17 protein-coding genes and 1 pseudogene are annotated in these 20815 nt (G+C 45.9%); 17 read left to right on the top strand and 1 reads right to left on the bottom strand.

From position 1 onward, the window contains the following. The first annotated feature begins 209 nt into the window (after positions 1-209). A complete protein-coding gene (locus ABD796_RS06085) occupies positions 210-2315 on the top strand; it encodes a glycosyl hydrolase family 28-related protein (protein ID WP_344904513.1) in 2106 nt (701 codons plus the stop codon). Between the two features lie 50 nt (positions 2316-2365). Beyond that, entirely contained in the window at positions 2366-3658 is a 1293-nt protein-coding gene (locus tag ABD796_RS06080; RefSeq protein WP_344904511.1) for a hypothetical protein, read from the top strand. Positions 3659-4616: 958 nt separating this feature from the next. On the opposite strand, the gene ABD796_RS06075 is transcribed toward ABD796_RS06080, so the two are convergent. Continuing rightward, positions 4617-4988 carry a helix-turn-helix domain-containing protein gene (locus tag ABD796_RS06075; RefSeq protein WP_344904509.1) on the bottom strand — a complete coding sequence of 124 codons (372 nt, stop codon included), beginning with the start codon at positions 4986-4988 and terminating at the stop codon, positions 4617-4619. A gap of 312 nt (positions 4989-5300) precedes the next feature. Between ABD796_RS06075 and ABD796_RS06070 the strand changes: the two genes are divergently transcribed. From ABD796_RS06070 to ABD796_RS06005, 15 genes and pseudogenes are all read left to right on the top strand, one after another. Beyond that, positions 5301-5564 carry a hypothetical protein gene (locus ABD796_RS06070; RefSeq protein ID WP_344904507.1) on the top strand — a complete coding sequence of 88 codons (264 nt, stop codon included), beginning with the start codon at positions 5301-5303 and terminating at the stop codon, positions 5562-5564. Positions 5565-5660: 96 nt separating this feature from the next. Next, positions 5661-5912, top strand: a pseudogene (locus ABD796_RS35605) (hypothetical protein); the annotation flags it as partial. Positions 5913-5923: 11 nt separating this feature from the next. Further along, entirely contained in the window at positions 5924-6070 is a 147-nt protein-coding gene (locus tag ABD796_RS06065) for a hypothetical protein (RefSeq protein WP_344904505.1), read from the top strand. A gap of 18 nt (positions 6071-6088) precedes the next feature. Beyond that, on the top strand, positions 6089-6853 hold the full coding sequence (locus ABD796_RS06060; RefSeq protein ID WP_344904502.1) for a YveK family protein: 765 nt from the start codon (positions 6089-6091) through the stop codon (positions 6851-6853). After that, a complete protein-coding gene (locus tag ABD796_RS06055) occupies positions 6834-7505 on the top strand; it encodes a CpsD/CapB family tyrosine-protein kinase (RefSeq protein WP_344904499.1) in 672 nt (223 codons plus the stop codon). Before ABD796_RS06060 ends, ABD796_RS06055 begins: the two co-directional genes overlap by 20 nt. A 295-nt stretch (positions 7506-7800) precedes the next feature. Beyond that, a complete protein-coding gene (locus ABD796_RS06050) occupies positions 7801-9651 on the top strand; it encodes a polysaccharide biosynthesis protein (protein ID WP_344904496.1) in 1851 nt (616 codons plus the stop codon). Next, entirely contained in the window at positions 9648-10931 is a 1284-nt protein-coding gene (locus tag ABD796_RS06045) for an O-antigen ligase family protein (RefSeq protein ID WP_344904493.1), read from the top strand. Before ABD796_RS06050 ends, ABD796_RS06045 begins: the two co-directional genes overlap by 4 nt. A gap of 4 nt (positions 10932-10935) precedes the next feature. Beyond that, positions 10936-12387 carry an MOP flippase family protein gene (locus tag ABD796_RS06040; RefSeq protein WP_344904491.1) on the top strand — a complete coding sequence of 484 codons (1452 nt, stop codon included), beginning with the start codon at positions 10936-10938 and terminating at the stop codon, positions 12385-12387. Then, complete coding sequence (locus ABD796_RS06035) at positions 12384-13751, top strand: glycosyltransferase (protein WP_344904489.1); 1368 nt, start codon at positions 12384-12386, stop codon at positions 13749-13751. Before ABD796_RS06040 ends, ABD796_RS06035 begins: the two co-directional genes overlap by 4 nt. Further along, the gene (locus ABD796_RS06030; RefSeq protein ID WP_344904487.1) at positions 13748-14941 is read left to right on the top strand and encodes a glycosyltransferase family 4 protein; all 1194 of its coding nucleotides are present in this window, start codon (positions 13748-13750) and stop codon (positions 14939-14941) included. The genes ABD796_RS06035 and ABD796_RS06030 overlap by 4 nt, the downstream gene beginning before the upstream one ends. Further along, entirely contained in the window at positions 14934-15962 is a 1029-nt protein-coding gene (locus ABD796_RS06025) for a polysaccharide biosynthesis protein (RefSeq protein WP_344904485.1), read from the top strand. The genes ABD796_RS06030 and ABD796_RS06025 overlap by 8 nt, the downstream gene beginning before the upstream one ends. 16 nt (positions 15963-15978) lie before the next feature. Then, complete coding sequence (locus ABD796_RS06020; RefSeq protein WP_344904482.1) at positions 15979-17091, top strand: polysaccharide biosynthesis C-terminal domain-containing protein; 1113 nt, start codon at positions 15979-15981, stop codon at positions 17089-17091. Between the two features lies 1 nt (position 17092). Continuing rightward, on the top strand, positions 17093-18253 hold the full coding sequence (gene wecB, locus ABD796_RS06015) for a non-hydrolyzing UDP-N-acetylglucosamine 2-epimerase (RefSeq protein ID WP_344904479.1): 1161 nt from the start codon (positions 17093-17095) through the stop codon (positions 18251-18253). Continuing rightward, a complete protein-coding gene (locus tag ABD796_RS06010; protein ID WP_344904476.1) occupies positions 18250-19449 on the top strand; it encodes a glycosyltransferase family 4 protein in 1200 nt (399 codons plus the stop codon). The genes wecB and ABD796_RS06010 overlap by 4 nt, the downstream gene beginning before the upstream one ends. Positions 19450-19504: 55 nt before the next feature. Continuing rightward, positions 19505-20794 (top strand): nucleotide sugar dehydrogenase, encoded by a 1290-nt coding sequence (locus ABD796_RS06005; protein WP_344904474.1) that lies wholly within the window; start codon positions 19505-19507, stop codon positions 20792-20794. Positions 20795-20815: the final 21 nt, after the last annotated feature.

Here is a 20815-nt window from a genome sequence, read left to right as displayed (position 1 = left end):
ATTGGATCTATGTCAAAGATCTATCAACGGGGCAGCCGTTCTCGTTTTATTTCAAGCAAACTTGCAAAATGCATTCATTTTACCATGCACCCCCCGAAGACGTCATCTGCATACCATTTTCCTGCAATCGAATGCTCTAGGTTCCGATATCTTTGTTCTATACAATGAAGAAGCAAGCTTGATTGCAATTTGTATGTGGAGGAATGTACATGGGCGTTAACAAACCATCCAGCAGTAGAGAAACCGAGAAGCCGCCTCTCGCCGGAAAAGATGGAGGACTTCACGATTTGGAGAGGCCCGAAAGCGGGGAGCGGATGAGCCGGCGCAAACTGCTTACGACCCTTGGCGTCACGAGCGCTGCCGTAGCTTCCGGCGTATTGTTGAACGCCATGAACGGGGAAGCTTCTGTCACAAATTCGGTATACGGAGGACCGGAAGCTTCCGATGCTGATCAGATCATGTTCCGATATGCAAGCACGCTTCCGGAGCGGACGGTTGCCGACAAGCTGCGCGAACGGATCAGTGTGCGCGACTTCGGAGCGGTGGGTGACGGCTTGGCAAACGATGCGCCATCGATTCAAAGTGCGATCGATACCGCCATCTTCGCCGGCAAGAAGGAGGTATGGTTTCCGCCCGGAACGTACAAGCTCGATGCGGCGCTTAGCAACTCCACTTCTGTCGTGTTTGTCGGAGACAACGTCCAATTTAGCGGAGGAATGTACCGGACCGTCAGCTTGAGCGCGCATGAAGAGCAGCTTGCCATTCGGTTCAGACACCATATCAACGTGTTGTCCAAAGGGGCCGACCCTACCGGAGGGGCGGACGCAACGGCTGCTTTTGAGAGCGCTGTCACTGAACTGTTGTCGAAGACGACGAGCAGACCGGATATATTTGGCGTGAACAATGAAGGAAACGCTGTCATCGAGCTGCCTCCGGGAACGTTTGTTCTGAATGCGGACGATCCGCGGCTTTTCTCCGCTACGGCTATCCGGACAAGGGGGTTGGTTATTAAAGGTGCGGGCCGCGGCGTTACGAAGGTGCTGTTCAAGCCGGCGAATAATGACGGCTACTTGTTTTACAACAACGATAAATGGCTCCATATTCATATGGAGGGGATTACGTTTATCGGCGATTTTACGAAAAACACAAACTTTATGTTCTCGTTTTCCACGGGAGGCGCGCAAAACTACACGTTCAGCATGTGCGACTTTATTGATTTTAACTACGGTTGGAAATTGCAGGGCAATAATACAAATAGCGAATATTCGTTCTATCATTGCGGTTTCTACGGATCTTGGAACAAAGTCGTGTTTGCGGAAGCCTCCAATGCTAGCGATCAGTTTCTGAACTACAACTTTTTTGCTTGTCAATTCGAAGTGACGAGAGGCGATTTTCTTCATTTCGAGAAGGGCGGCAACATCAATATATGGGGCGGCAGCTACATCCATACGAGTGCAGCCGGAGGAACTTTCTTCAAGTTGTATGGAGGCGCTCACTCCTATGGCGTTCAGAGATTTCTGTGCATCGGGGCCAGATTCGAGACCAAATACGGAGCCGGAAAGTTAATCGATTGCAAATGGAATGACGGAAACGTTTCCTTCATAAGCTGCGATGCCGATGCGCAGGCTTTCCAGAGCGGGGCGGAGAGCTGGATGGTAGCCAAGTTCACGTCTACGAACGAAAAAATGCCGGTGATTTCATTCGATAAATGTAATCTGATGGGTATTCACGAGTATGCATACACCGGAAACTCGTTTAAGTTTCCGCATAATGTTTCTTATACGAATTGTCAGTTCGCCAAAAAAGCATCCCCTTCCGACTTCATCCTATATACCCCTACAGGTACGAGCAACACGGGGGGACAACCGCCAATCACTTTCCATCATTGCCGGGGAAACGGAGATACCAGGGCTGTAATCTGGAATATGGTGTATGGATACAACAAGGCTAGTACGGCGGTATTAGGCAGGCACATCGTATCGATAAAAGGCCCGGACGGCAAGTTCCCCGCTAATTCCGGGTTTGTCGACATAGAGCTCCCGCTCCATGCGATTGTTACCAAAGTCACCTTGTACGCTCCGACCGGCGCGGTAACCGAATCGGATAGCGCGACCTTCACGGTGCAAACGACGGAGACGGTCCCTACCGTTCTCGCGCAAGCGGCGCCGGCAGCACACCGCGACGGCTTTCAGGTTAGCGAGGAGGTTATGTTTGTCTGCGATTCCGATAAGAAACGGAAGCTGCAATTGGTAGCGGGCGCCGATGTATCCAATTTCAATCCGCTTGCGCTCTGTTTGATCGAATATATCGGGTAAATGGTTTATGAATGCGGCGAGGGCTTATCATAACGACTGGAGAAGATAGGATGGATACGAACGTGTTGCTGGGAACGGCAAAAATGGATATTACTCCGACTTTCCCGGCCGAATTGCAGCCTGCCCATCCGCTGCGTCAAGATGCAGCGTCGGAGTCGGTACGCAGGCTCTATGCACGAGTGGCGGTATTTCAATACACAAGCAAACGGAGTCGACCCCAATATGCCGTTGTCGTTTCCGCGGATATCATTTATTTCGTCGATCAAAGAATCGACTCGTTGCGAAAGCAACTACTTGAGCAATGGGGCATACCGGGTGAAGCGATTGTTTTTCAAGGCACGCATACCCATTCAGCCCCGTGCCCCGGAAGCCGATTCGGAGAAGCGTTCGATGGTCCGTACCGCACGTTCATTGAGCTGCTCGAAACGTCGATCGTGCAAGGGGTGGAGCGGGCGATCGCCAATCTGGAGCCGGTTGCCGCCGAGCGGGGCAGCGGCAGCTGCGGTTTCGCCACAAACCGGCGGAAACGGGAAGACGGCAAGATCGTCATGGCGCCATGCGACGAGGGGCCGACCGATCCGGAGGTGACGGTGATCCGGTTCCGGAAGCGTGACGGGCGTGAGAAATGCGTGTTCATCCACTATGCTTGCCATCCGACGACGACGTATGACAACGCCTTCTCGTCGGAATTTCCGGGCGTGGCGGTGGAGCAGGTGGAAGCGGCGCTCGGGCATGATGCGACCGTGTTCTATTTGCAAGGGTGCTGCGGAGACATCAGGCCTGCCGTCGTCCGTGACGGCCGGTATTATGCCGGCTCCAATCTGGAAGTGTCCCGCTATGGCTGCGAGCTGGCGGCAACCGTATTGGGGGTGCTCGTCTCCCGAATGGAGCCGCTTCGCTTCGTCCCGTTCGAGTGCCGCAGCGCACAGGTGCGGCTCCCCTTCCTGTCGCAACCTTCCGCCGATGAGCTCGAAAAGCACAGGGACAAGTCGGACGGCTTGGGTACGTGGAGCCGCATGCTGCTGGACCATCCCGATCGCAATGTCCCGTACGAGCTGTTGTGGATCGGGTATATCCGATTGGCGGACGGACTGGCGTTTTTGGCGATGAACGGGGAGGTTGTGGTGGAGTATGGGCTCTATACGAAGCGCGTCTTCGGCGGCAAGGTGCTGCCGATGGGCTATAGCAACGGGCACACGACCTATATCCCGACGGCGGCCCAATTGAAGGAAGGCGGATTCGAAGCGCATGACGTTTTTTATGCGAGCGGAAGACCTTCGCCTTACGACCTGTCGATCGAGCAGGCGATCAAGGAGGCGATCGTCAGGCTGGTTCAACAATAAACGCTGTGGCTGAATCTAAAGGCGACCTGCCCGTCCTTGTACGGCTGGCCTAAGCACAACCCGTTGTCGTCATCATCAAACGAGGGTAAGCGCGTGTAACATACAATCGTTCTCACCAGCCTGCTCTCTCCCTCCCACATTTTTGTGGGAGGTTGTTTGTTTTGGGGAGTTATTTTAAAGAATTGTTGTGGTCTTGGTTTCATCGGGAAACTGTTGTTGCCTTCTTGCTTACTGGACATCTGGAGGACCGCTCTAAACCAAAATGAACCTTTCTATGGTCCAAAGGATTGCACGAGCCAGTACAAAGTCAGAGCTAATAATGTTTATTCAGCAAAGCTCCCATCCTTTGCGCTGTAAGGGATCGGTCCGTACAATGGATACCGTTTAACTAGATGAAGATACCGTTTTGGCAAGGGGCGACCGAGCGACCGGCCGTTGAGCAGTTGAGACGGAGCTTTCCTGTTTACAGGCAGAGTCTCCGTTGTTTTGTCGTCTGACTTGTTGCGGCCTGGTGGTATTAGCGCCTTCAATAGGTCTTATGGTGTTTTATTGTAACAAAATGAAAAACGAAAAAGTGGAGTCTCCCGTGCTGCGCCGGATGCTAGCTTAAACACCGTACATTCCACAGGGATTAATGCCAATTGAGAAAAAGCGCTTAGTTAACGTGACAGCCCAAAGAATCCCATTCAATAGTACATGGGATTAGCAACGTCAAACTGGCCTCAGGATATACTTTGTTTTCGAGATAAAATCTAGTTGGACGATTGAATCTCAATCCTGTGCAAGCAGAGTTCATGCAAACGATTTAACTACATCTACCTATGTCGCTGGATGTGAGTGGCAAATCCTGAAGGACTTTTCGAAGGTTTTTATGAAGAGAGGTAACTTAATGAGGTGAATCAAGTAGGCATATCCAAACTTTTAAGTTTGAGGATATGCCTAACTTCTTCGAAAGGATCTACTTCAAGGAGCGTTCTGCCCGAACGAAAGCTATGAACCGTTTTGCCTCCTCAACCGTTAGTTTACGCCCGTCGACGGTAAGAGCGAATTTATCCAAAATGCTATCATCGGACAATTCCAAGCTGTCGACGAAATCCCGAACTTCTTGATCTAATACCGATTGCGGATCATTGGTACGTCCCAGTAAGTAATCCAATGAGATGTCAAAGAAGTTGGCAATATTTTTTAACGTATCGTAATCCGGCTCTCTTCGGTTCGTTTCGTAATGGGATAGGGCGGCGCGTGATATTCCTAGTTTGACGGAAAGCTCTTCTTGAGTGAGGCCACGCTTCTCTCGCAAGTACGCTATTCTGTCTCCGCATCTAGCCATTATTAAGTCCTCCCAGTTTGCTCAATTATCAACACAGCATAAGTATATCCACTAATACCCTGTTGAAACAAGAAGTTATATACGAGGCAAGCTAAAAAAAACATAAAAAAATAATAACTTGACTCTGATACGAACTGTATCTAAAATAAAAAAGGTGAAAGAAAACTACAGGGAATGAACTTTGACAGGTAAGGGCTAAATAGAATGAAAAATGTCGAATTTAACACATTGTCGGATTCTATTGTACAATATACATTCGTCTTTTGCACGTGACTTATGGGGGGAACGGATCACAACCCACGGAAAGGTATCATGGTTGACGAAGGAAAATATGTGGAAGATTCGTTATTCCAAGCGGCTGAGACGTTTCAGAACGGGGGCGCTATGAAACAAAAAGTGAACATCGATATTTTCGAAGTGATGAAATATCTAGAAATTGATCCTAAGAAAGCATACCAGTTTTTATCGCGTCTTCAGTATACGGAAGACGAATCAACAACCGGAGGAGTACAATCCCGCGAAAGGGTTAGTTTGGGGAAGTCACGCACAAGGTCGAAGAAAATGACAGATCGTTGAGCAGGGCTTTTTTTATCGCTTGACAAGATACGAAACGTATCATAAAGTAGGTGTTATGTTAATGATACATAATGTATCATTTTTGGGGGGGACACATTGAAAAGAAGAGCATATTTCCGTATCTATCTATCCACGCCTATTCGGACGGTCGCTACGCTGCTATGCATCGGAAATGTGATCGCAGCCAACGGTCGATTCCCAATGAATATACACGATATAGGCCCTGGCGGTATGCGCATTTCGAGCCAATTATGTTTTCCGGTCGAGAAAGGTTGTATCATCAAGATTCCCGCCCTGTGGGATACGACCTCGATGTCCTTTTGGGGAGTTATGGTTTGGAGCAGGAACGAAGCAGGCGTATGGGAGTATGGGATCCGGTTCTTGATCGGGGAGCGAAGAAAGGAAGCTTTGACGGGACAACTAATCCGAATGGCATATACGAGACCGTTCACTATTCGTACGGCCATCCGCGCATACGGACGTTATGTGCGTACGATTTCATCTGAATTTTTGGAGGGACCTTTATGGACTTGGAATTGAAGGAATTTTTGGCCATGATTCGCAAGCGCTTTTGGATAATCGCTCTTATTGTCCTGACCGTATGCTTGGCAACTGCAGCAGTAAGCTTGTATGTGGTTAAACCAGTTTACTCGGCTAGCACAAAGTTAGTCGTAACCAATACGAATCAGTATGCGACTGGTATCGTCTCGCTTGATCTCACTACATTAACCGCGCAAATCAAACTAGTAAATACATACAAGGAACTTATTACGACTGCGGCCATTATGGATCGAGTGGCGGAGCAGCACCCGGAGCTAGGGCTTTCGTCTGTTCAACTGTCCGAAAGAGTCAAGGTCAGCACTGTTGAAGATTCTCAGGTGCTTACCATAAGCGTGCTCAATTCCAAACACGAGAATGCCGTTACGATTGTCAACTCGGTAGCGGAATTGGCAAAGACGGAAATATCGAAAATCATGAAAGCAGACAACATTACGATTGTCAATCCGGCGAAACATTCCGATAATCCGGAACCGGTCCGACAGAACCTTATCTTGATTCTCATGATGGCCTTTGTAGCCTCGTGTCTGGTATCTTTAGGCCTTGTGTATTTGCTGGAGATGTTGGACGATTCGCTCAAAAACGAGAAGGATATACGGCAACATCTTGGATTGCCAGTACTTGCATCCGTTAACCGGATCACCAAGAAGGATTTGGAGCGATATCCTGCTTCTTCATCTTCTAAGTCCAGAAAGGTTGGTGAAGCGAATTATGTCGGTATTAACCAATAAAACTGCATTCGTTACTCAGATTAAACAGATATCATACGTAGCTGAATCGTACCGTGCATTGAGGACGAATATTCAATTTTCGTCTGTCAATAGGCCGATCCAAACCATTCTGGTCACATCTGCGCAGTCATCGGAGGGGAAAACGACCACTGTTACTAACTTGGCGATCGTATATGCGCAAGAGAATAAGAAGGTACTGTTGATCGACGCGGATATGCGAAAGCCTACGCTACATCAAATTTTCGTACGGCCGAATATACAAGGTTTGAGCAATTTGCTTGCGAATCAGATTGCGATCCAGGAAGCAGTCAATGATACACATATAAGCAATTTGTCGATTATGACATCGGGGCCGATTCCACCCAACCCTTCGGAACTGCTTGCTTCAATACGGATGCAAACATTAATAAAAGAACTTCGCGGAATATACGATGTCATATTGTTCGATTCTCCGCCAGCGCTCCAAGTAACGGACACGCAACTGCTGGCTGCACAGTGCGACGGTGTATTGCTTGTCGTCAAAAGCGGCAAAGTCAAACGCGATCATGTCAAAAAAACGATAAGCAGTCTGGAATACGTCAAGGCACGCATTCTAGGAGTTGTTCTGAACAATAAACGAAAAAAAACGAAAGATTCCCTTTACGCACAATAAAAGAGTTTGTATGAAGATAAGGGCGTCTGACTACCGGTTATGCTTGGGCGTCCGATCAACGTGATAAGAGAACGGGACGTAAGGTAATGTCTACTGTACCTTTATCACTGTAGGCACTCGGCCATGCTGTGGGAGCTTTTTAGCGCCTTAGACGTGAATCGTCGATGGTGTGGTGAGAGGAAGGGTTTGATGCCCTCATATTTATCATGGGAATAAAAGAGTCCGTTAAGTCTTGGATTATTCGGTACTTAGCTGATTCTTTTATTTGGTATGATGTGGAGGATGATCGGATATTATGAGCTATAACAACAAAAGATTGTCGGGCTTAATCGGCATAGACATGCTGATCGTATCGTTTGGAGTTTATGCGGCATATGTTCTGCATTATGGAGGAGTCGTAATTATTCCGGAACAATTGGGGGATTGGGGGGTCTATACAGGAATTTCAGTAGCAGTTTGTACGATCGGGATGATCACATTCAAGCTATATAATCGAATTTGGCATTATGCCAGCATCGGTGAGCTGTTATCTATTGTTAAAGCGGTAACCGTCACATGTTTAATTTCATGGATACTTACATCGGCCGTCATCGGTCATCTAGTGCCGATCCCCTTACTCGTACGATCCTTTGAGACTATTTTACTCCTCATGGGAGGCACACGTTTTGCATGGAGGGTTTTCCGTGATAGTTATTTTAAAAGCAGTGATAGACCCAACAGAGCTCTTATTATCGGAGCAGGCGACTGCGGAACACTGATCGCTAAAGAAATGAAATGTGACAAAAGCTCGCTAATGACGCCCGTGGCTTTCATTGATGATGATATTCGAAAACATCACTTGCAGGTATTGGGGCTTCCCGTATACGGTGGTCGTGACAAAATAAGCGAAGCCGTAGAACGTTTGAACATCGACGAAATAATAATTGCACTTCCTTCAGTGCTCAAAAAAGATATTTCGCAAATCATTAGTCACTGTAAATCAACTAAAGCGAAGTTGAAAATAATTCCGAAGATTGGAGACTTGATACAAGGGATTGTGACGATAAACGAAATTCGCGATGTCGAAGTAGAGGATTTGCTAGGTCGAGAACCGGTGAACATAGATTTGCAAGGAATCGCAGATTATGTTAGTGAGAAAATAGTCTTAGTGACGGGGGCAGGTGGTTCAATCGGTTCCGAATTGTGTCGCCAATTGGCACCTTTTAAACCTATTCGGCTGATTATGTTGGGGCATGGAGAAAACAGCATTTACTCAATCGAAGCGGAAATCCGTCGCAAATATCCGGAGCTTATTATTGAATCGGTAATTGCCGATATTCAGGATCGGGCGCGGATTGAGTTTGTTTTCGCAAAGTACTCTCCTCAGCTCGTATTTCACGCGGCTGCGCACAAACATGTACCACTTATGGAGCATAATCCGTCGGAGGCCGTGAAAAACAATATATTTGGGACGAAAAACGTTGCGGATTGTGCTGATCGTTTTGGAGTAGAACGCTTTGTGTTTATTTCTACGGACAAAGCAGTTAACCCAACTAGCGTAATGGGTACGACCAAACGTGTTGGAGAAATGTACATTCAAAGTCTAAATGCACATAGTGTCACTCGATTCGTTGCTGTAAGATTTGGCAACGTGCTCGGAAGTAGAGGTAGTGTAATTCCGAAATTTAAAGAGCAGATTCGAATGGGAGGTCCGGTAACTGTTACCCATCCTGAAATGATTCGATATTTCATGACCATACCTGAAGCTGTTCAACTCGTGATTCAAGCCGGAGCAATTGCTAATGGCGGAGAAGTATTTGTGCTTGATATGGGGGAGCCAGTAAAAATACTGGATTTGGCGAAAGACCTTATTCGTTTATCGGGATTTGAACCGGGTTTAGATATTGAAATCAGTTATTCTGGAGTGAGGCCTGGAGAGAAGTTGTTCGAAGAATTGCTCACCGATGAGGAAGGGCTTGCCTCTACCAAGCATAATCGTATCTTTATCGGAAAACCAGTCGTAATTGCCAGAGCAAATTTGGAGTTCCAATTGTCGATGCTGGAAAAGGAATTAAGTAAAAACGAACGAGAAATTAAAAGAGCATTGAAGCAGACAGTGCCTACTTATCAGTATACGGAACAAGAACAACAGATGGTGCTTGTATGACAAGTGTTGTATGGCTCTTCGGATTAGTTTCGGCCGTGTTTTTCTTCATTGTTTTTCTGACCGCTAAACCTGAATTTGTCGTAATCTTTTTATTGTTCGGGAAGCCTTTAACTGCCCACTTAATTGCAAAGTATGGCATACCCGTACCAGATATTGGGGTCAATCTGGCAGTGACAATACCGATTTTACTGAATCTTATAGTCCATAGAAAATTGGGACGATTATTCAACCCAATCATGTATATTAGTTTATTATTACTATGCTGGTTATGGATCGGATTGCTATATGTACCTCCTTCATCAGTCGGCTATGGTACCGCCAAATTTATTTATATAATAGCGGGAAACCTACTAGTTGGAGCGACTACCTTAATTCTCTTTAAAGACCAAGCCTGGGTAAATTCCATTCTGAAAGCAATGTATGTAACGGGCTGGATTTTTACAGTTTGGGGTCTTATCGAGCTGATTGGGAAAGATTTTTCTTCCTTAAGCCGATTCAGTCCCTCTTACTACAATCCCATTGAATACTCCAGGGTAATTGGATTAAGCGTTCTTTGTGCCATCTTTCTTGGAGAATCAAGGAACGAGGCAAGTACGGGAAAACTCAGAAATAGGGGGAGGATTGTACATATCATTATAGGACTCCTATTAATGGGTTTAACCGGATCAAAAGGTCCGATTATCGCTTTAGTGGTTGCGATTCTTCTATTCAACCTAGCTAAGAAGAGAAGAATATCCGGAGCCAAACTTTTCAAAATTGCAATGGTATCCTTTTGTACAATAGCACTTTTACTGGCTGCACTTCCTAATCAAATAAAGGATCGCTTATTATTTGAGGATAATAGTGGCGAAGGCAGTGTAGCTTCGCGAGTAGATTTGCTTACGATCGCTGTCAAAGGATTTGAGGAAAAGCCTCTAATTGGAGGAGGAACGGGGAGCTTCGCCGATTTCTTTACCGGCGCAAGGATATATCCTCACAATATATTTGCAGAACTTGCGACAGAAAATGGAGCAATAGGGTTGTTATTATTCATTGTCTTTTTGGGATACATCTTTTGGATAATTCGTCGAGCGTTTGCATCCACCCGTGATACAGATACTCTGAACGTGGAGAGGGTATTGCTGTCTGCAGCTGCTGCCATCACCATTTATTATTTGATTACGATGCAGTTCTCGTTCGATATGCAAAATGCTTCAGGAATATGGTTCGGAGCTGCACTAGCCTATTCGTTGACTCGCATGATTCGCACTTCTAGTCGTACATTTCAGTACGGGGGATAATTTTATGTCAATAAAACGACAAGTAGTGCGCGGTGTTTCGTGGACGGCCAGCTCTATGGCTATCACAACGATTGCTCAGTTCGCTCAGCTTTTGATTTTGGCAAGGCTGCTTCCGCCGAGTACGCTAGGATTGATGGCAATGCTGCTCGTTGTGCTCAACTTCTCCCAGCAATATGCCGATCTTGGTGTTTCCAATGCAATTATCCATAAGCAGGGACAGTCGCGCGAGACTTTATCCAGCTTATACTGGATCAATTTGATTGCGGGTTTCGCTCTTTTTCTGCTTATATTACTCGGGGCGCCTATCATTGCCGCTGTTTTTCAGGAACCGCACTTAACGAAGCCGCTGTACTGGACCGCGATTAACTTTGTCATTCTTCCGCTAGGTCAGCAATATCGCGTGCTGCTTCAGAAAGAGATGAGATTCAAGGCGATAGCGATAACGGATTGTACAGCGGTTGCTTTAGGGACGTTTGTTTCTATCCTACTAGCAGCTAACGGATATGAAATATACGCCATTGTGTGGGGCTATTTGATTATCAGTACGATAAAGAGTGTCACCTTCGCATATTGGGGTTTCAAAGCGCAAAAACCGATATTTCGGCTACGATTTGGTCATACCAAAGAATATTTGCGCTTCGGAATGTATCAATTGGGCGAACGGACTGTATTTTTCGTGAATTCCAATTTGGATTCCTTAATCATAGGTCGCATGCTGGGAGCAGAGGCGCTCGGGTATTACATGCTTGCCTATAACTTGGCCATCGTTCCGATTCTCAAAATAAACCCGGTTCTTACGAGTGTAATGTTCCCCGCATTCTCAAAAATGCAGGGAGAGGACAGGAAACTGAAAGAAAGCTACTTCAAGGTGATTCGCTACTTGTCTTTTGTCAATTTTCCGTTACTGCTAGGTATGGTTGCGGCGGCACCGTATGCAGTGTCTCTCGTCTTTGGTAATCATTGGAGCAGCAGTGTGACGCTTATTCAACTGTTGGCGTTTGTCGGAATTATGCGAGTGATCGGAAACCCGATCGGGGCATTGCTGATGGCAGTAGGTAAAGTCGATATGGGCTTTAAGTGGCATATGGCCATGCTCGTTACCGCGATCCCGATTTTGGCTACGGGTGCTTATACATTCGGGGTAGTCGGCGTCGCTTCCGGGTATATCCTTTATCAATTAATTTATGTAGTGACTAATTACTCCTATTTGCTTCGGGGGCTATTCGGTTCCTGCCTTCGCAGCTTTATTGGTAGTTTTGCGCCTGCGCTCGCTTTCAGCACAATAATGGCAGCATCCATGGTGGGGGCCGCGTTATTAATCGAAAGTGACAAGACAAGCGTAATCGTAGTGCTGCAATTGCTTTTGGGAACTATCGTTTATGCGCTAATCTCGCTCGTATTTGTTAGGAAAAGGCTGACCGGAGGCAAGTTGCATTCAGAAAGGAATTTGTCATGAAATTCATCATTATTAGTTACCATTATTCACCCGCTATGGTACCCAGGGCGTTCAGATGGAACGCTATCGCCGAACATTGGGTCCGACAAGGACATGAGGTCGACGTTGTGTGCGCATGGAAGCCTGGATATGAAAGGGCCGAGAAGATTAACGGCGTTCAAATATATCGGGTCGGCGGACAGTTCTCGGAAAAGTGGAGAGGGAGGCTGACAACGGCTCACCCAATTGCCTCCCCATCTGGTAGCGGTAGAAACAATATATCCTTGAAGCGGCTGTTCCGATTAACCGTAAAATTTTTGCACGATACGACATGGAAACAGTTGTATTGGCCGGATTTCGCATGTCTATGGACACGAATTGCAGTTCTGACGGCGAATGAGCTTGTGAGAGAAAGGGGATATGATGCTATGATATCGGTCTCTCACCCGTTCTCTTCACATTGGGCTGGAGCGGCTGTTAAAAGGAAGCGACCAGGATTGAACTGGATTGTAGATATAGGCGATCCGTTTTATTTTCATACGATGCCGGTCAACAATATCAGACTATTCGGACGGATTAACTTTCGAGCGGAGCTTAACATTGTAGAGTTGGCCGATAGGATCATTCTCAACACGGCAAAAATTATGGAAAAGTACATACAAACCTTCGGAACGGATGCCGACAAGTTTACTGTCAGTCCTCCACTATTGTCTGCGCCTCCGCTATTCGTCGCAACTAGAGATTACAGGCAGGAAGGACCTCTCAAATTCGTATTTATCGGTACGCTTTATTCAGATATTCGCAGACCGGACGGACTACTCCGATTATTCGAGTTGCTTCTGCAGGAAAAGATGCTCAGAAGACCGGAATTGCATTTTTATGGGAAAACGGATGAATGTGTTGCCTCTTTCGAGCCTTACCAACCTTACCTGAACCGTAGCCTGTTTGTTCATGGAGTAATATCGCGGGAACAAGTGTATCATGTGATGAAAGATGCTGACGTTTTGGTCAACATAGGAAATAAGACACCAGAGCTTCTTCCCAGCAAACTGGTCGAGTACGCCAGCACCGGAAAGCCCGTTTTAAACCTGATCTCCATTCTTGAAGACAGCTCCGCAGACTTTTTTGCCGAGTATCCTGCTGCTCTAACTATAGAGGAACGACTGATTTTCCCTGGATCGGACGTTATGGGAGATGTTGTCCGATTTTTGAGCCGTTTGCACGAAATCAAAGTAGAACACCTGAGGAAGTTTCTCGACCAATTCTCGATCGAGTCGATATCGAATCATTATGAAAATTTAGCCTTAAGGTTCGTATCTGAAAAGCAACGTGCGGCGCGGGAAATCCATACTCGTGCAGAAAAGGAACAGGGGGAATTTGGTTGAAGGTTAAACAACACGTCATTATAGTAGGACCACTGCCGCCACCTATTTCGGGCCAATCATTAGCCGTACAAATGTTGGTAGACGGATTTACGGAGCGGGATCTACCGTACTGTATCATCAATCTATCCAGCGGTACCGGGGAGAAAATCAACACGAAATCCAGGGCGTTGCAGTATGTAAGGATTTTGCTCGACTTTATGCGGAAAACCGCTTTTGGGAAAAAAACAGTATATATTACAATCGCCCAGTCTCTCCAAGGCTTTTGGAGGGATTTTTTCATGATATGGTTTGCCAGACTTTTCGGGCATCGTATTTTACTCCATCTTCATGGCGGGAATTACGACGGTTTCTATGCCAAGCAGCCTGCCTGGATCCGTGTCGTTATACGGGCAACGCTGCGAAAGGCGCATGGTTTATATGTACTTGGCGAAAAGCTTAGAGGGATGTTCGATTTCGAACCGGCATTGACCTCCAAAATTAGTGTTATTACAAATGGAATACCGATCAAGGCTGAGGACCGGTGCGGCCGCAAACGGTTGCCAAACTCCTCAGAAGAACCGATCCGACTATTATACCTATCGAACCTGATCGAGTCGAAAGGGTATTTGCACGTTCTAGAAGCGGTAAGACAACTCGTACATAATAGCCAATTAAATGTTAAATGTTCATTTTACGGAAGATTTCTCGCAAACCGAGACGATATCATAGTACGTGACGCGGAGCACGGCCGTCAATTGTTTGAAAGTTACGTCTTGCAAAACGGGTTGAAAGACTACGTTGAATACGGAGGTAGCGTAGAAGGAGAAGCGAAAATAAAGGCTCTCGAACAAGCACATTTTTTTGTTCTACCGACCAACTATGACAATGAAGGGCAACCACTTGCAATCATCGAGGCGATGGCATATGGCAATGTTGTCATTACGACAGATTATCGGGCAATCTCCGACATGGTTACAGATAAACAGAACGGAGCATTCGTTCCTTTTGCGGATCCGGATTCAATAGCCCGGATTATATCGGAAATCGCTGCTGACCGTGAACGCTATGAGGACATGAGCGATGCCGCGAAGATCCGCTTTCTAAACCAATTTACGAGAGAAGCCCACCTAGAACGGATGTTTTCTCTACTGCTAGAGGAGAAACACGATACGACGCAAAACAGTCGATACGGGAGGATGAACAATGTTTAACAATCACACGCTGTTGATAACCGGTGGGACCGGCTCATTCGGAAACGCCGTACTGAAAAGGTTCTTAAATACCGGGATTAAAGAGATTCGCGTATTCAGCCGAGACGAGAAAAAACAGGAAGATATGCGGATCGAATTGAATAGCGTCAAGGTCAAATTTTACATCGGTGACGTCCGGGACGAGGGTAGTATACAAGCGGCTATGCGAGGGGTCGATTACGTGTTTCACGCTGCCGCTCTGAAGCAGGTCCCGTCTTGCGAGTTTTATCCGCTGGAAGCGGTGAGAACGAATATCATCGGAACGGAAAACGTATTAAATGCTGCAATCGCGAACAATGTCAAAAAAGCGATATTTTTAAGCACAGATAAAGCCGTGTATCCGGTAAATGCAATGGGGCAATCTAAGGCGCTGGCTGAAAAAATCATGGTCGCCAAGGCTAGGACCTTAACCGAACATCAGACGGTGATTTGCGGCACCCGATACGGAAATGTCATGGGTTCCCGCGGTTCGGTTATTCCATTATTCGTGAAGCAGATAAAGGAAAATAAACCGCTTACGATTACCGATCCGAACATGACGCGGTTTCTGATGTCATTGGATGAAGCAGTCGATTTGGTGCTATATGCGTTTGAACATGGCCGTCAAGGCGATATTTTTGTGCAAAAAGCACCGGCGACGACAATCATCGATTTGGCCGAAGCTCTTAAACAGCTTTTTGACTCAGTAAGTCCAACCCAAATTATTGGTACCCGGCACGGGGAAAAGCTCTTCGAAACTTTGTTGACCCGGGAGGAACTTGCCAAAGCGTTAGATTTCGGAGAATATTTCCGGATTCCGGCCGATAATCGCGATTTGAATTACAACAAATATTTCATCGAGGGTGAACAGGAAATTTCGCAGCTCGAAGATTACAGCTCCCACAATACAGAGCGGATGAATGTGGAACAGATCAAGAGGCTGCTGCTCAATCTCGAATACATTCGGGAGGAACTTCAGGCAGGCGATCTTCTGAGAGTTTGAGGAGGCGAAAAACATAATGACAAACGTACTGGTAACGGGAGCAAACGGTTTTATAGGTAAAAATCTGATAGACCGCCTAAAAAGGCTCAACGTTACGATAAACGTGTTCGGTAGCAACGATGATCTTCAAACACTGGAGCATCATTTAATACAGGCGGATCTTGTTTATCATTTGGCTGGTGTGAACCGACCGGAATGGGAACAATCGTTTACGGATGTAAATGCGGGGTTGACCGAGCAAATTGTCTCCTTGCTGGAGCGTCACGGACGACGGACGCCAGTAGTGTTGGCTTCTTCATCGCAAGTCGCATTGGATAACCCTTACGGTAAAAGCAAGAAAAGTGCCGAGCAATCGGTTCTGCTCTATGGTAACAAAATGAGTGCAAAAAGCTACATTTATAGGCTGCCGAACGTATTCGGAAAATGGTGCAGACCAAATTATAATTCAGTCGTTGCCACGTTCTGCCATAATATCGCTCGGGACTTAGATATTTCAATATCCGATCCGGAGCGTAAATTGTCCCTTGTTTATATCGACGATGTCGTAGAGGCCTTTGTCAGCCTGATTGGGGAAATTGGGCTAGAGGGTTCTGCAGAATATCGCGAAATCGAACGCATCTTCGAAGTAACATTGGGAGAATTGGCCGATAAGCTGTACCTTATAAGGGATATTCGGAAATCTCACATTCTTCCGGATCTTTCTGATCCGTTTATGAAATGTCTGCACGCGACGTACTTGTCTTTTCTTCCGAAACAGAGATTTACATATCCGTTGGAAATGAAAACGGACCATAGAGGCAGTCTGGCAGAAATCGTCAAGTCAAAGCAGTTCGGTCAAATCTTTGTTTCAAAATCATATAAGGGAATTGTCAGAGGAAATCATTACCACCACTCAAAAGTCGAGAAGTTTTGTGTAATTAACGGAAAAGCAGTAATTAAATTCCGTAACGTTTTCGAAGAAGAGGTACTTTCTTACGAAGTATCTGGCGATGATATTCAGGTTGTGGATATTCCTCCAGGGTACACTCATTCTATCGAAAATAAGTCGGATGACGAACTTATTGTTTTGTTTTGGGCGAGCGAAATATTTGATCCGCAATCACCGGATACTTATCTGTTAGAGGTGTAGGATGAAAAAGATGAAAGTAATGACTATAGTCGGTACCCGTCCGGAAATAATACGGCTTTCTGCTGTTATTCGTGCATGCGATCGTCATTTCGACCATGTGCTCGTGCATACAGGACAAAATTGGGATTACACCTTAAATGAGATCTTTTTCGATGAATTAAACTTGCGAAAGCCCGATCATTTCCTCGGTGTGGTGGGCTCTCATCTTGGGGAAACAATGGGAAACATAATTGCGAAAACTTATGAAATTTTACAAAAAGAGATGCCAGAAGCTCTGTTGATTTTGGGAGATACGAATAGCTGTTTGAGTGCTATTGCCGCAAAAAGACTGAAAATCCCAATTTTCCATATGGAAGCAGGCAATCGGTGTTTTGACCAGAACGTTCCCGAGGAAATCAACAGAAAAATTGTTGATCATACCAGCGATATCAATATGCCATATACGGAACACAGCCGCAGGTATTTGTTAAGTGAAGGATTCAGGAAGGAGCATATTTTCGTAACCGGTTCGCCAATGTCTGAAGTGCTGCATGATCATTTGGGATCGATTGAACGCAGCGAGGTACTGGAGGAACTGCAATTGGAGCCTAGGCGTTATATTCTCGTTAGTGCACATCGCGAAGAAAACGTGGATTTGGAGAACAACTTCAAACAATTGGTTCAATCCTTGAATTCGGCGGCTGAAGAGTTCAATCTCCCGATCATTTATTCTACACACCCTAGAAGCCAAAAACGGATCGAGGAGAGGAGAATCCGCTTCCACCCGCTGGTCCGGTCGCTCCCCCCATTCGGATTTTTCGCATACAACAAGCTGCAAAAGCATTCCTTTTGCGTATTGTCAGATAGCGGAACGCTCAGCGAAGAATCGGCGATGCTCGACTTTGCAGCCGTGTTAATCCGAACGAGCACCGAAAGACCGGAGGTGCTAGACAAAGGAACCATCGTCATTGGAGGGATCAAGACAGAAGATGTGCTCCGATCCATTGATCTTGCCGTATCCATGCGAGAAGAAAAAACAAGCTTTACGCTTCCAGGTGACTATGCGGATCGTAACGTGTCGCTTAAAGTAGTGAAGCTGATCCAGAGCTATACCCCCATTATTAATGCTTACACTTGGCGTAAAATCGAAACGGAGCCAGAAACAGGCGGGGTCCGCATATGAACGTCTTATTTCTGATGATATCGTTTCCCGAAAGCTCTAAAGGCTCCAATTTGTATACAGACCTCGCACAGGAGTTTCATCGTAATGGGAACGAAGTATATGTCGCAACTTTACTAGAGAGCAAGTATGGACGCGATACCTGCTTGCAGGATGAGCAAGGACTAAATGTGTTACGAATCAAATGCGGTGATCTGTTTAATGTTGGTGCCATCAGGAAGGGGCTTTCGACTATCAGGTTGCCGGGAATTTTTAAGCAAGCGATTAACACCTATTTCAAAGGCGTCAAATTTGATTTAGTTATCTACCCTACGCCGCCGATCACGTTTGCTTCCGTAGCGAATTATATTAAGAGGAGAGATCGCTGTAAATCCTACCTTATACTTCGCGATATTTTTCCGCAAAACGCACGGGATTTGGGCATGATTTCGGGAGGCCCGGTGTTTGCTTATTTTCGAATGCTGGAAAAAAAGCTATACACGATTTCCGACCATATCGGCTGCATGTCGAAGGGAAACGTAGAGTATGTAATGACGCATAACCAGCAAGTAAAAAGAGAAAAGTTGGAATTATTGCCCAACTGGAAAAAAGTTAATCGGGAAAGCAACAAACCTAATATAGCCATTAAAAAGAAGTATGGGCTTGAAAATAAATTTGTAGCTATATTCGGGGGCAACCTAGGGAAGCCTCAGGAACTAGATTTTTTACTAGAATTAGCGGCGTTATATCGAGAGCGGGATGAAATAGCATTTCTTATTATCGGGGACGGTACTGAACGACAAAGGTTGCAAGCTAAAATTCATAAAATGGCTTTGAATAATGTGTTGTTGAAGGAGAGGGTGCCCACATCGGACTACGATGCACTAGTAGGAGTATGTGACATCGGACTGATAAATTTGAACAGGCACTTCACGATACCGAACATTCCTTCTAAAACGTTATCCTATTTCGAAGCGGGAATTCCGATATTAGCGGCGGTGGACCGCAGCACGGATTTCGGGGGGATTTTGGAGGAAGCACAAGCTGGTCTTTGTTCTGTGACTGGCGAATTGGAAGAGTACAGAGAAAATTTCGAAAAGTTGTATCGAGACGAATCATTGAGAAAGCGTCTCGGGAGAAACGGAAGGAACTATTTGGATAAAAACTTAACAGTAGAACAAGCTTACACGAATATTAAAAGGCATCTATCTAATGGATAACTCGGTTTTTTATATTATTTTTGATACAATTTGTATCTAGAGAGGAAGAAAATCAATGATCGCTAAAGTGTGTGTAATTGGTTTGGGGTACATTGGTCTACCAACTTCGCTCGTATTTGCAAAGGCCGGATTCGATGTCACCGGAGTCGATGTTAGTGAACATGTTATCAAGTCCTTAAATAATGGAATTATTCATATTGAAGAGCCGGGGATTGAGGAGGTTTACGAGGAGGTACGTAGCAAGTTTGCCTTCCGAGCGCAAAACGTACCAGAGATGGCCGATGCTTACATCATAGCTGTACCGACACCCGTTAATGGAGATCATACGGCCAACTTGGATTATGTAGAATCGGCCACCCGATCTATTGTACCGTATTTGCGGTCTGGGAATGTCGTTATTATCGAATCGACAATTCCCCCCAGAACTACGAATGACGTTGTCGCTCCTATTCTTGAAGATGCGGGTTGGCGGGTTGGAGAAGAGATTTATTTGGCGCATTGCCCCGAACGAGTACTTCCAGGCAGCATTTTTAGAGAACTGGTAGAAAACAATAGAATTATCGGAGGATATAACCGAACTTCGGCGGAAAGAGCCGCTTCATTCTATCGGACTTTCGTCCGGGGCGAGATCGTATTGACTACATCCACCTCTGCAGAAATGGCGAAATTGATGGAAAATACGTACCGAGATGTAAACATTGCTCTGGCAAATGAGTTGACTAAGGCTTCTTCCCTGCTTGGCGTCGATGCGTTGGAGGTCATAGAGCTTGCCAATAAACATCCGCGTGTAAATCTTCATTCACCAGGGCCTGGAGTTGGTGGGCACTGCATAGCCGTCGATCCTTACTTCATAATCGAAAAAGCTCCATCCGCCACTCCTCTTATGAGCGTATCACGTCAAATTAACAATTCGATGCCTGAATTTGTAGTCGAACAAGTGGAGAAGCTCGTTCCGCCATTTCAAGGTCACTCGGTTGCCGTTTTCGGCTTGACTTATAAAGGTAATGTTGACGACATCCGGGAAAGCCCAGCGGTCCAAGTTGTTAACCTGTTGAGGAAAAGAGGATTCCAGGTAAAGGTTCATGACCCTCACGTACAGCCCGATCATTGCCCGTTTCGGCTTCATTCGGCAGAGGATGCTTTAAATGAGGCGAAGTGTCTTATTGTTCTAGCGGATCATAATGAGTTTCGCTATATTAACCTTGATTGGTTGAAAGGTATGCAAATGCCAGTCGTATTTGATACGAAAAATTGCGTTAAATTTGCCGCAGATTCTAATGTGGAGTTATACAACTTTGGCAATTTGCACTCGCTTAATAATAAGGAAACGGTGGCAATACGTTGACGTATGTCAATGATAATTGGA

Origin of the sequence: Paenibacillus hodogayensis, assembly GCF_039536325.1 — a bacterium.
Classification (GTDB): Bacteria; Bacillota; Bacilli; order Paenibacillales; family NBRC-103111; genus Paenibacillus_AB; species Paenibacillus_AB hodogayensis.
Note: the sequence above shows the minus strand (reverse complement) of the source record. Positions and strands in the feature narration are given on the sequence as shown.